Here is a 13234-nt window from a genome sequence, read left to right on the forward strand (position 1 = left end):
GGTTTTGAGTTATTAGAGGCATTACTACTGATGACAATCAAGCCTATTAAAATGGCTAACCAGATCACAGCCAACATCAGAATAAACGTCAATATCTTATCCTCAATACATATAGTTCAACCGCTCAAAGTGATACTATTATATTCAATCTAGCAGCGCACCATCTATAAAAATCTAGCCTATAAAAAGCTATCTATGAAACGTTATCTAATAAATAGCTAAGCTATTCAAACGACTCAATCACACCGCCGCCTAAGCAAACCTCACCAATATAAAATACAGCGGATTGACCTGGAGTAACCGCACGCTGTGGCTCATCAAAAATAACCTTAACTTTGCTGTCATCCTCTTTATCGACAAAGACAGTACAGCTTTGATCAGGCTGACGATAACGGGTTTTGGCCATACACTTTAGACCTTGTTCGCTAAATATAGCGGCCGGTGCGACACGCTCAACCCAGTCAAGTTTATAAGCGGTTAAGCTTTGGCTGAGTAGCATAGGATGGTCATGACCCTGACCCACGATTAGCTCGTTATTACTCAAGTCTTTTTGCAGCACAAACCATGGCTCTTCAGGTCGGTCTTTAACGCCGCCAATGCCAATACCGCCGCGCTGACCTAAGGTGTAATACATCAGGCCATCATGCTTGCCAATAGTAACGCCATCATCAGTGACGATATTACCGGGCTTAGCCGGCAAGTACTGCTGCAAGAAGTCCTTAAAGCGGCGCTCACCAATAAAGCAAATACCTGTAGAATCTTTCTTTTTAGCCGTTGCGAGGTCATGCTCTTCAGCAATGCGGCGTACTTCAGGCTTCTCTAATTCGCCAACAGGGAACAAGGTCTTAGCAATCTTGTCCCCGCCAACAGCATGTAAGAAATAGCTTTGGTCTTTATTATTATCGAGACCACGCATGAGATGAGCGACTTCTAGGCCATCTTCGCGCTGATAATTAATGCTGCGGCGGGTGTAATGGCCGGTGGCGATATAATCTGCACCTAAGGTCACGGCGTAGTCCAAAAAGGCTTTGAACTTAATTTCTTTATTACACAGAATATCTGGATTTGGCGTACGGCCGGATTGGTATTCGGCTAGGAAATGCTCGAACACTCGGTCCCAATACTCCATCGCGAAGTTTGCAGTATGTAAGGTAATACCGATCTTGTCACACACTGCCTGCGCATCGGCTAAGTCTTCCATAGCAGTGCAGTACTCGGTGCCATCATCTTCTTCCCAGTTTTTCATAAATAGGCCTTCTACCTGAAAGCCGGCCTGTTGCAGCAGTACTGCTGATACAGAAGAATCCACGCCACCAGACATACCCACAATGACGCGAGTTTGACTCGGATTGTGTACATCGCTTAGGCGTAGAGCGGGTAAATGATAGTCGGTATTTTGGGATGAGAGAGAGGTCGTCATAAGCGTCAGAAACTATGATAAAATTTGGGAGAATTATAACACTGATGAGGCAATAATGATAAGGATTGGACAAGGTATTGACGTACACGCCTTTTATGACAGGCCGCTTGAAGCGGGCGAGTCGCAGCAATATGTCACATTAGCTGGCGTGAATATCGAGCATACGCACAGCTTACTGGCGCATTCTGATGGCGATGTGGTACTGCATGCGCTTGCTGATGCGCTACTGGGCGCATTGGCCTTAGGCGATATCGGACAGCATTTTCCTGATACTGCAGAAGAGAACGCTGGTCTTGACTCTCGAGTACTGCTGCGTCATGTGTATGATTTAGTAAAGCAAAAAGGCTATCATCTGGTGAATGCGGATATCACAGTAATGTGTGAGCGCCCTAAATTAGCTAAGCATAATTTGGCCATGCGCAGTAATATAGCTGAGGATTTGCAGACAGATATTGATATAATCAGCGTCAAAGCGACGACGACTGAAAAACTGGGCTTTACCGGACGTCAAGAAGGTATTATGGTAAGCGCTGTTGTTTTACTTAGCAACGATAAATAGCTGATAGCCTCTATTGCTAAAGCACCGCTGTTGACTTTTTTATTTGCATCCCCATTAATGAGTTATCTGACACATTTTAACCACTTATTTTGATTTTATGGCCTTATTATTAGCAATAAGCGTAAATAGTAAATCAAACTAAGCAGTTAGCCATTATCAAACTGATATCCCAATTAAGGATTTATTATGACTGACCAAGCCCCAAACGCAGCCAATGACATCGAAACGTTGATTCGCAACCAAATCAAAGAAAATCCAGTGCTTTTATATATGAAAGGCACACCGCAATTTCCACAGTGTGGTTTCTCAGCACGTGCGATTGAAGTATTGACTCAAATCGGTCGTCCATTTGCGTTTGTTAACATTCTTGAGAATCCAGATATCCGTGCAACGTTACCAAAAATTGCAAACTGGCCAACGTTCCCACAGTTATGGATTAACGGTGAGTTAATGGGTGGTTCTGATATTATTTTAGAGATGTATCAGTCAGGCGAATTAAAGACCTTAGTAGAAGAACATAGCCCAGCCGGCTAATGGTTAGTATTCAGCTCAACATACAAAAGAGCCTCAGACTAACCCTGAGGCTTTTTTTTGAGTGCCATATTTTGATTAATAAAACTAATCAATAACGTAATTTATACAATTTAAACTTTATAACTTTCTAATAGACCCCATATAGAGAATAAGTACAAAAGCTCTATTGGTTTAATAACTTAGGGTGTAATGGACAAAATTCAGGCTGACACCCCCTTTAAAGCTATATACTATAAGTATTTGCAAGGATTGAAAGCCATGAATCAAAAAACTGCCCTTTTTGTGGTGAAAAACACACTAAAAAGAATGGTTATAAATCAGGGAAACAGCAGTACAAATGCCTTGTTTGTAATCGGCAGTTTTTAGGTGGCAGGCGGCTCAATAATACAACTTTGTGGCAAGAATATACTCAAGGTAAACAGACTTATAAACAACTTGCTCATAAGTATGGCTGTAGCATAAAGACCATACAAAGGCGACTAGATACAATTGAGATAAAGTCACTTAATAAGCTACCTACTCGTGCCAACATAGTGATGGACACGACCTACTTTGGTAGAACATTTGGCTTAATGGTATTTCTCGACTATACAAGCAAAGCGGTATTACACCACCGTATTATTCACTATGAGACCAACGCTCTGTATAAACTGGGAATAGAGCATATAAAATCACAAGGCATTGATATCACTAGCATTACTTGCGATGGAAGACGAGGTCTTAATGCTTTGTTTAAAGATATACCGATACAAATGTGCCAGTTTCATCAACTACAGATCATCACTCGATACTTAACTCGTAGGCCTCAAAATATCGCAAGTATTGCACTTAGACAGCTAGCTTTAAATATAAAGGATTATGATAAGACAACGTTCATTCAAGCTCTAGATAGTTGGTATTTGACTCATGAGGACTACTTAAATGAGCGTAGTACCAATATAGATACTGGTAAGACTTGGTACACCCATAAGCGTCTTAGAAGTGCTTATAGAAGCTTGCGAGTAAATAGTGATTGGTTATTCACTTCTAGAAAATTAGATGACTTAAACATTCCAAATACAACTAATTCTCTAGAAGGTTTGTTTAGCGAGTTAAAACGCCAATTAAGCAGTCATAATGGGCTCAATAAACAACGTAAGCTTAAGTTTATTAACAACTTTTTAATGACATACTCTGAAGGGTAGCCTGAATTTTGTCCATTAGAGACTAACCGCTCGTTTTTAGCCTGAATTTTGTCCATTACACCTAACTTAGCAAACTCTTTTAAAAGACAAAGCATCAGTTAACGGATTAGGTTAATAAGATATTAGATAACCTTTCACAATAGAGTAAAACAACAAATAGGAAGATATTATGAACTCTGAAGCCAAATTAATTGCCAAAAAACAAGAGATGCAAAAACAGTCTGCTGAGATTTTGGATATCATCAATAATGAGCCACAATCAGCACTGAGATGTATTCACTTAGTCAGCGTGGCAGGCGGAGCAACTAATCAGACTTATAAAGCGATTCAAGAACGCGTTTTAGAAGACGAAGATACGTTTGGTGCTTATCACTTGGCGCTAATGGCACAGTCGACGCCCGACCTTCCTATTGATGCGCGTAAGCTTATCGAGATGGTAACGCTCAAAGGCGATAACGACCAACTGTTGTCATTACTCAAAAACTTGCCAATTCCGCCTGTTGAACTGATTCAGCAACGTATTATCGACAGTGGTGATGAGCAGGCGATTGCCAAACTAAAAGAATATTTAGAGGGTAATCCTGACGGTATCGGCAGTGAAGTAATGCTCGGTAGTGGTCAAAAAAACCATATTATTCCACTAAGCGAGGCGGAATAACTGCAAGGATTAGCTTGTAAAACAAGCACCTAACTAAAAGGCTCTATAGTATTAACTGTAGAGCCTTTTTTGTGGATGCAATTTAGTTTGGCTGTCTTGGCGATAACGCTTTAGCTATCTAATTTGCGACTTGCGTTAAGTTCGCTATAGGCAGATGAATCGTCACCTCGACACCGGCAGTATTGCTATCTGCATTCTCTGTAGAGATGTTAGTAATCGAGACTATATTATGAATATCAACATGCCCGCCATGACGTTCAATAACTTGTTTAACTAAGGTTAAACCCAGTCCTGTGCCTTTTTTGCCTTGGCGATTGGCGGTCGATTGCTGCATGTATGGCGTCGTAGGTTTGGTATATTGATGTGACAAACTAAAATAACGGTCGAATACTTTATCTAATGCGTACTCAGGGATTGCTTCGCCATCGTTGGCAATAGAAAGCTTAATATAAGGCGTTTTTCCATGATAATCAGTGGTGAGTATCATATTGACCTGCGTATGAGCGAAATATAACGCATTATCCAAAATATTTTGCAACGCTTGGGTTATCCAAAACTCATCGGCAAGTATGCGAGTATCCTTAGGATGCTGTAGCTTATTTTGATAGTCAATCACAACGTGTTGATGCTGACGCTGCATCTCACTGCCATCAATCAAGGTCTTTAAAAGAGCATCTGGATTAATTGCCTGCCTGCTTAATTTAAAGGTCGGCTGCTCAATTTTTGCCAATAATAATAGCCTGTCAATTAGAGATTGCAGTTTGATGCTTTGCTCAGTAATTGTTTGGCTTAGCATTAGCCGGTCTTCACTGTCTAAGTCGGTCTCTTCTAACAGCTCACCGCTGGCGCGAATTGCAGTCAATGGGCTTTTAAGTTCGTGCGTTAACGTGTGCACATAATCAGTTACATAAGCACGGTTTTCCAGTCGATGCTTCATGCTCTCAATTGTATCGGTCAACTCATTTAGTTCACGCCCCAAATAAAAGTATGGCTTTTTGGTATCTTGCGCCAAAGCTTGGGTATAACGTGTCACCAATAAGGTACTTTGTTGCAGCCACCAAGCAATCAGTCCTGCCATAAATAACGCCATTACGCTAATAATAAACGACGCAGTTAACATACGCTGGCGGGTGGCATCAAGATAGGGCAGAATGGTTGAGGTAGGTTTACCAACGCTGACCACACCAATGATTTGATTGTTATTGCTGTCATATATGGGCTGCGCCACATACATAATCGAGGTGGTGGAGTCATTAGGGTATTTGCGGGTAGTACGCGCCCCATACTCACCTTTTAGAGTCAGATTAATATCATTCCAACGCGAATAATCTTCTCCCTCGGCATTACTATCAGGCGTATCTGTGTCTGAATTTTGTGAAATGGCTGTTTGCTGAGTATCAATCTTGGGTAGAGAGTCGTAAATGACTTTGCCTTTGGCATCGGTAACATAAACACGAAAGCTACTGTGTGTCTTTTGATGATACCAAGTGGCGTCGGTCATATTTGAATTGAGTTGAGCAGCCGCATCTTCACTAACGGTCTTTGCTGTTTGATTACTATCGCTAGGGTCGGTAAAGGCATTGTCTAGCATTTGCTGATAACGCTCGTCGTATATCTCTCCAGACTCAACCGCAGACTGCAAACTTGCCGCCAGTAGCTTTGAGGTATCGACCAAGGTATCTTCAATCACCTGCTGGGTAATCGGGCGCACATAGTGAAACAGCTGATTAAAAACCACAATGCCAGAGATGATCACGATCACCCCAACGGCTATCCAAATTCTAAAAAACAAACTTAGATTCAGTATTTTTTTAGGCGGTTGCTGCTGCGGCTCCGTACCATTGTCTTTACCAATGGGATGGAGTTTGGCGTACCAATTATGCGCAGTATTTTCACTAGATTGGGCTATTTTATTAGCGTCATCGTCATCGGGTAGGGCATTACTCATGAGCCGCACAGTCCATAACCGAGCCCGCGGTGGGTGTGGATGATTTCAATATCATTAGAGGGATTGATTTGTGCCAACTGCTTGCGGATAGATTTCACATGGCTATCAATAGTGCGCGCTAGACGGTGATCTGGATATTCACTAATGGCGCTGAGCAGTTGTTCACGACTAAACACACGGTCGGGATTGGCTAATAAAGCCAATAACAGTTTGCGTTCAGTGTTGCTCAGTTCAAGTTTGTGATCATTCCAATACAGGGTGTAGGTCATTGGCTCATAGCGCCAAACACCAGAATCAAGTTCAAACTGTTGCGGGGTAATGTCTTCTTCTGTCTCGGTTGGCTGCGCTTCAACACTGCTCGCAGTAATTTGTTCTCGGCGCCAAATGGCTTTTAGACGGGCGACTAATTCTCTTGGGCTAAAAGGTTTTGGACAATAATCATCACCGCCCATCTCAAGACCTAAAATACGGTCAACTTCATCGCTGCGAGCAGTCAGAAATACAATGGGAAGCTGCATAAGGTTGCCAATATGATCGGCATGACGGATATTCTGACACAGACTTAAGCCATCACCATCTGGCAGGCCCACATCCAAAATAATGCCCGATAATGGCTGTTGATGATTATGAAAATCGGTCAAGGTTGGCAATACACTGGTGGCGTTATCGAGCCAAGTAACCTGCCAGCCCTCGCGCTTAAAAGTGACTTTTAATGAGGTAGCAATGGCAGGATCGTCTTCGACCAAAAGAATATGCGGCTGAGCGCTATGAGAAGGGGCTGAATGTGTTGCAGAGGGAGTCATAATATTGGCCAAATAGGGGAAATATAAGAAGAATAGAGTGTTAATAATATTTCTATATCCTAGCATACCCCATATTGGCAGGTGTGTGATTACGATGAGCAGATTGTGAAAATTTGATGAAGCATAAGAAGCTGACAAATAATTATGAGAATGCGTCTAGCAGCACATCTATATTATCTACTATCATAATCACCCCGCTGACGCTCATCAGAATCAGCAAAGCGGTGCGAAACTGGGTGACACTCATGCCAGCTAAAAAGTGCTTGCCAATAATATTACCGACAATTGCGCCGATGCCTAACGCAAGACCGTAAATCCATAATTGAACGGTTAATATACCAAAAAAAGCATAGCTACTAATCTGAGCGATACCCACAAAAAAGGAGTTGGCGGTTTTGGTAGCAATTAAGTCCTCCTTTTTGAGTCCTGCATTCATATAAAAAGGATTTAATACAGGTCCAAGGCCACCAACCAAGGTGCTAATAAAAGCCACCATAAAGCCCAAAGGCGCAAAGCCTAATTTGGGCATATCAAAGGTTTTATCTACTTTGCCAAATTTGTATTGAACTAAAGTGGAGACCAAAAAGATACCGACTGCTAATTGTATCCAGCCAGCATTTAAGCGACTAAAGATGAGACCCGAGAGCCAAGCACCAGCAATGGCACTGGGCACATAATATTTAATAAGGCGCCAATCGATGTCATGCCAAAACAGTACCATGCGTGAGGGGCGTGATAAAAACGTACCTAGGTTAATAATCGGCGGTGCGGCGGGGGCACCTATTAACCAAGACACAGCCGGTATTAATAATAACGCGCCGCCGCCGCCAGATAGGGTCGAAATTAAAAAAGAGACTACGCCTAAAACGAATAATATCAATAGGTGCCAGAGTGACAATTGCAGTAGGGTGTCTAATAAAGGGGTGAGCATGATAAATTTAATCCTTAATAAACCTCTCAATGTTTGTGCTTATTGAATAAGGACTAATTTAACTCACATCTGATCCCTTTAATAGAGGTGTAAGCACTCTTTTACTAACGTCTCAAGCTTACAGCCCTTTACAGTTAGCATAATAGGTCACAGTCGCTGGCCAGTCTGAGAAGATACCTTTAACACCAACATCTTGGGCCAACACATCAATATAATTGAACATGTCACCATCGTTATTAATCGCATCTTCAAGACCGGTGTAATACCAACCGCCGCCGCTGGCCAGTGGACCTGAGCGTTCAATAGACCAAGTGATGATCTCAAGCCCTGCTTTATTGGCTTGTTTGGCATACTCTGATGGCTGCAAATGACCGCGTCCATCACTGCTGACCAGTAGCCATGTTGCTGGGGCAATGATATTAATACCCATGGCTTTAAGCTGCTGCGGTGAATGTTTCCATGTGGTAGAGTCATCTTTGTCAAAGGTTTTATTAGCAGCGGTCTCATTACTGTCGTCAATTAGATAGACTGCATTTTTACCAAAATCAGGTGCGGTCTTAAGCCAAGCGGTCACATCCTCGATATCAAAGGATTGCGCATACACATCGTCAGCGGAGACACCGGCACGGCGATACGCATTAATGAGCTGCTGTCGATAATCAGCTTGAGTATAATCGCCAAATGGCATGGTCTCGCTCGGGCTTTTTAACTCAGGCGTGTGTTTAAGACCCAAGGATTTGGTTAAAGCAATATGCTCATCTAAGCTCAATAGCTGCCCGTTTTGATTATACAGCTCAGTACGCCATGGGGCAGTGGCATTCATATATTCTTTAAGCGTCTTGGCTTTTTTATTTTCTGCATCCATTTTGCCATGCAATGATTTAAACTGCGCTAGGCTAATATCTGAGGTACGACATTCAATGTCCTCAGCGTTGGTTAAATTGCCCATCGCATCAAATTTAGGCGGCTGCGTACACTGATTGGCTAAAGGAGTGACTAAAATATTGGTGGTGGTATGCAAATCATTTTGTGCGTGACGACATACCAGCTGCTTGTCCTTGGTAAAGGCCACATCACACTCTAGAATACCGGCACCCATGCGAGCGGCTGCCATGTAGCCATCGAAGGTATGTTCTGGATATTGCAGCGGCGCACCGCGATGAGAGATAGAAAAATCAGTCTTTTTAGGTGTCTGTCCCTCACATGACTTGAGCTCTTCTTTTAACGGACCCTCATCCATATCATCAATCAGATAAAAGGGGCGTGTACCATAGCTATAGCCGACCTGTTTGACCTGAAAATTACCTTGGCCATTGGAGGTGTTATTTGACACTTTATTTACAACCAGTGGCGTAGAGTCTGAATGAGAGGATATGACACTACGCTCATTATTACAGCCGGTCATCGCAAGCGAGGCAAGACCAATGGCGAACACAGGTAGCGCATAAGGCTGACGAAAAAAAGGAGTCGACGGCTTAAGTTTATTAATGTGAGAATGAAGCGTTTGAAGAGCTAACATGGACGGTTCCTAATAAGAGGATGTGTTAAAATCAACATTGAATCATAAGGTGTGTTAGCGTTAAGCTACCGTAAGATATTGACGATTGTATGACAACGCTGTGATATTTTTAAACCCAGGCTCAAACCCCTTGATATTGTCAATAAACAACATCAATAACTATTTATTAAGAACCAGCAACGAATAACCTATAACTAACAATGAAAATAGAAGGATAACTATGACAACTTATTTAGACTATGTCACCGTTGAGCACAATCCTGCCAATAAAACCATCGATAAAGCTGTCATTTGGATGCATGGCTTAGGCGCTAGTGGTCATGATTTTGAACCTGTCGTGCCGGAGCTAGGATTAAGTTCAGACTTGGCGGTTCGTTTTGTTTTTCCACACGCACCGCAAATCCCAGTTACTATTAATGGCGGTATGGTGATGCCGGCTTGGTATGATATTTTGGAGATGAGCCTCGAGCGTAAGGTCGATGTTGAACAGATTCAAAAGTCAGCACAGCACATTAATGATTTGATTACGCGTGAAATAGAGCGCGGCGTATTACCTGAGAATATTGTTATTGCCGGTTTCTCTCAAGGTGGCGCCATTGCCTATCAAGTCGCGTTAACCCATCCACAAAAGCTGGCAGGTTTACTTGCTTTATCGACCTATCTGGCAATTGATGATGCCGAGAATTTCTCGGATGCGAATGCTAAATTACCAGTTAAAATTGATCACGGCACACAAGATCCGGTAGTGCCTGTAATTCTAGGCCAACGAGCCGGCGACTCTCTTAAACAGCTGGGCTATCCAGTTGAATTCACGACTTATCCAATGGCGCATCAGGTCTGCTTACCCCAAATTAAAGCTATCGGTCAGTGGTTAAATAATGTATTGAGCTAAGCTTTCGCTATCGGGCATATAATCAGGCATATAATAGATAAGCGCTCTGTATTTTAGATAAAAGCGCCTTATAGGATAGATTATCTATTCTCTAAGCCGCTTTTTTGATTATGGGTATCTAAAACGCTTATTTTGTAAGCTATTGAAAATGCTAATTAAAATTAAATACTTGAAAGTTGTCGAGTTATTGCATATTATCAGTAGTACTAGTCACTTATTAGCAATCTAATAAGTGACTAAAATACTGAAATACTTACAATTGTGTAATAAAATACGTTAACTGGCCTTACAAGGATGTTTATGAAAATACTACCCAAATTAGCTGCAGCAGCAACGCTTGCTTCAAGCTTCGCCGCCGTTCCTGTCGCTGCTCAAGCCGCCGAATATTATGACTGCTCTAATCCTAATGGCTGTCAGCTTGTCTCTAGTAAAAATCCAAGAAGTGATGCCACTGCGACCCAATACCCTGTCGTATTAGCACATGGGCTAGGCGGTTGGACGCGCTTGTTTGGGTTAATCGATTACTTCAATGGTATTCCAGAAGCGCTTATGAAAGGCGGTACAGACGTCTATATTACAAAGACCTCATCTATTCATAATGCTGAGTACCGTGGTGAGCAGTTGTTGCAGCAAGTTCAGACTATCTCTGCCATTACTGGTAAAGAGAAGGTCAACTTAATCGGACACAGCTTGGGTGGTATTGATATTCGATATGTGGCCGCAGTGGCACCAGAATATGTGGCGTCGGTTACTGCTGTATCTAGCCCAGAGCAAGGCTCTAAAATGGCGGATTGGGTCGTCAAAATGATTACCGAGGGTAGTGCGAAGAGTGGCTATGCTGAGGGCGAATATAACCTTGCCAGCCGTGCCACCATTGCTTTCTTTAAATTCGTTGGCGAATTTATGGATGTTGGTTCAGGCATTAGCGTGCAGGACCTGCAAGAGCAAGACGGTATTCAAGCAGTCACTGGCTTAACTACCGATTATATGACCAATTACTTTAATGTTAAGTATCCGCAAGCCATGCCAACCACCTATTGCGGTCAGCCACCGGCTAACAATGTCGTCAACGATATTCAATATTACTCATTTTCAGGTACCGGTACGGTATTAAACCCGCTTGATCCTAGTGATTATTTGCTTGGTTTAACGTCTTTGCCGTTTGATAAAAATGATGCCAATGATGGTCTAGTATCTTCATGCTCAAGCCGTTTGGGTTATGTGATTAAAGATGACTATAAGCTGAATCATTTGGATTCTGTGAATCAGGTACTGGGCTTAGTTGCTTGGGGACGCGCAGATCCTATTTCACTGTATCGCACTCAAGTAAACCGTCTTAAAAAGCAAGGCTTGTAACGGCCTAGTTTGATTTCATGGTTTACCTGTTTAACAGTTAAATGCAAATTGCCCGCTCATCTGGTTTTAATAGAGGAGTCGGGCAATATTTTAATTATTGCAGCTTAGGTGTTTGTTATAGGCGCGAAGCTTGACTTAATCGGTTCAGTTGACTATTAGTATGTGGATTGTCTTATACTAAGCGCAAATGGCTAAACTTAGCTTTTAAGTCAGCAGCCAAAGCCCCAAGACTATCAACCACAAGGCAATTTCCATACAATAATGCGCTTATTCAATAAACCCCGTATCTCTTCGGCGAATAACTCTATTACTGCTCACCGTACATCGACTTCTAAAACTATAGTCTCAAGAAGAGTATTGCCAGTTGCTGTTATGTCAGTGGCGATTAGCTTTTCACTTGCCGGATGCAGTACCCTTCGCACCGCTGAAAAGACTACTGCTTACTACAACTGTTCGAATCCCACAGGCTGCTTGCCCGTCGATAGCAAAAACCCAACCAATGATAGAACCGCGACAGAATATCCGATTATATTGGCGCATGGTCTTGGTGGTTTTAACTCCTTGTTTCATCTGATTGATTATTTTAATGGCATTCCTGAAGCACTGATAGAAGGGGGCAGTGATGTCTATATCACTAAAACCTCCTCTGTGCATAATGCGGAGTTTCGGGGAGAGCAGTTATTACAACAAGTTCGAGTCATCACTACTTTAACAGGTAAAGATAAGGTAAATTTAATAGGCCATAGCTTGGGCGGTATTGATATTCGCTACGTGGCAGCTGTTGCACCTGATAAAGTTGCCTCAGTAACCGCAGTGGCTAGTCCAGAGCAAGGCTCAGAAATGGCAGACTGGGTATTTAAATTGGTAACCGACAGTAGTGCCGCTTCTGGATATCCGGAAGGTGAATATAATGCTATGAGCCGTTCTTTGATTGCTTTTTTTAAGTTCATCGGTGAGTTTCTAGATTACGGATCAGGTATCTCTCGTGAAGAGTTCCAGATGCAAGATGGCGCTGAAGCAGCGATTGGTCTTACCACAGAGTATATGACTACCCACTTTAATAAAAAATACCCTGCTGCCATGCCAACACAATACTGTGGTCAGCCGCCCAAAGATTATGTCGTCAATGGTATCCCTTACTATTCATTTTCAGGGGTGAGTACTTTAACGAATAAGCTAGATGCCAGTGATTACTTATTGTCATTAACGGCGCGGGCCTTTGATGAGAACGATGCCAATGATGGATTAGTATCCGCTTGCTCTAGTCGAATCGGCTACGTAATTCGAGATAACTATAAGATGAATCATTTAGATTCTATCAATCAGGTATTAGGCTTGGTCGCAGAAGATGAGGTAGACCCAATCTCTGTGTATCGAAGTCAAGTTAATAGACTTAAAAAGCAAGGGTTTTAGCAGTAATTAATAGATAA

Annotated in this window: 12 protein-coding genes; 7 read left to right on the forward strand and 5 right to left on the reverse strand. The window is 42.4% G+C overall.

The window, feature by feature from the left end:
• Positions 1-223 precede the first annotated feature (223 nt).
• Positions 224-1420, reverse strand: a complete 1197-nt coding sequence (gene mnmA, locus AC2SLO_RS06360) for a tRNA 2-thiouridine(34) synthase MnmA (protein WP_486543865.1) — start codon at positions 1418-1420, stop codon at positions 224-226.
• A 55-nt stretch (positions 1421-1475) separates the two neighbouring features.
• Between mnmA and ispF the strand changes: the two genes are divergently transcribed.
• The 4 genes from ispF to AC2SLO_RS06380 all read left to right on the forward strand — a co-directional run bounded on the left by ispF (position 1476) and on the right by AC2SLO_RS06380 (position 4355).
• Positions 1476-1979 (forward strand): 2-C-methyl-D-erythritol 2,4-cyclodiphosphate synthase, encoded by a 504-nt coding sequence (ispF, locus tag AC2SLO_RS06365; RefSeq protein ID WP_486543864.1) that lies wholly within the window; start codon positions 1476-1478, stop codon positions 1977-1979.
• 186 nt (positions 1980-2165) lie between these two features.
• Positions 2166-2513 carry a Grx4 family monothiol glutaredoxin gene (gene grxD, locus AC2SLO_RS06370; RefSeq protein ID WP_486543863.1) on the forward strand — a complete coding sequence of 116 codons (348 nt, stop codon included), beginning with the start codon at positions 2166-2168 and terminating at the stop codon, positions 2511-2513.
• 248 nt (positions 2514-2761) lie between these two features.
• Entirely contained in the window at positions 2762-3697 is a 936-nt protein-coding gene (locus AC2SLO_RS06375; protein ID WP_495637095.1) for an IS256 family transposase, variant Zn-binding type, read from the forward strand.
• A 169-nt stretch (positions 3698-3866) separates the two neighbouring features.
• Positions 3867-4355, forward strand: coding sequence for a hypothetical protein (locus AC2SLO_RS06380; RefSeq protein ID WP_486543595.1), 489 nt, complete (start codon positions 3867-3869; stop codon positions 4353-4355).
• Positions 4356-4473: 118 nt separating this feature from the next.
• Here AC2SLO_RS06380 and creC read toward each other — a convergent pair whose 3' ends face one another.
• The 4 genes from creC to AC2SLO_RS06400 all read right to left on the reverse strand — a co-directional run bounded on the left by creC (position 4474) and on the right by AC2SLO_RS06400 (position 9556).
• On the reverse strand, positions 4474-6303 hold the full coding sequence (creC, locus tag AC2SLO_RS06385; protein ID WP_486543596.1) for a two-component system sensor histidine kinase CreC: 1830 nt from the start codon (positions 6301-6303) through the stop codon (positions 4474-4476).
• Positions 6300-7106 carry a response regulator gene (locus tag AC2SLO_RS06390; RefSeq protein WP_486543597.1) on the reverse strand — a complete coding sequence of 269 codons (807 nt, stop codon included), beginning with the start codon at positions 7104-7106 and terminating at the stop codon, positions 6300-6302. The genes creC and AC2SLO_RS06390 overlap by 4 nt, the downstream gene beginning before the upstream one ends.
• A 142-nt stretch (positions 7107-7248) precedes the next feature.
• Positions 7249-8037: a sulfite exporter TauE/SafE family protein gene (locus tag AC2SLO_RS06395; protein WP_486543598.1), complete on the reverse strand. Its 789-nt coding sequence runs from the start codon at positions 8035-8037 to the stop codon at positions 7249-7251.
• A gap of 118 nt (positions 8038-8155) precedes the next feature.
• Complete coding sequence (locus AC2SLO_RS06400; RefSeq protein WP_486543599.1) at positions 8156-9556, reverse strand: glycerophosphodiester phosphodiesterase family protein; 1401 nt, start codon at positions 9554-9556, stop codon at positions 8156-8158.
• A 220-nt stretch (positions 9557-9776) separates the two neighbouring features.
• Here AC2SLO_RS06400 and AC2SLO_RS06405 point away from each other — a divergent pair, with 220 nt between their 5' ends.
• From AC2SLO_RS06405 to AC2SLO_RS06415, 3 genes are all read left to right on the forward strand, one after another.
• Positions 9777-10448 (forward strand): alpha/beta hydrolase, encoded by a 672-nt coding sequence (locus tag AC2SLO_RS06405; protein ID WP_486543600.1) that lies wholly within the window; start codon positions 9777-9779, stop codon positions 10446-10448.
• 300 nt (positions 10449-10748) lie between these two features.
• Positions 10749-11804, forward strand: coding sequence for a lipase family alpha/beta hydrolase (locus AC2SLO_RS06410; RefSeq protein ID WP_486543601.1), 1056 nt, complete (start codon positions 10749-10751; stop codon positions 11802-11804).
• Between the two features lie 261 nt (positions 11805-12065).
• Positions 12066-13217, forward strand: a complete 1152-nt coding sequence (locus AC2SLO_RS06415; protein ID WP_486543602.1) for an esterase/lipase family protein — start codon at positions 12066-12068, stop codon at positions 13215-13217.
• Positions 13218-13234: the final 17 nt, after the last annotated feature.

It is taken from the genome of Psychrobacter sp. CX14 (genome assembly GCF_057396205.2).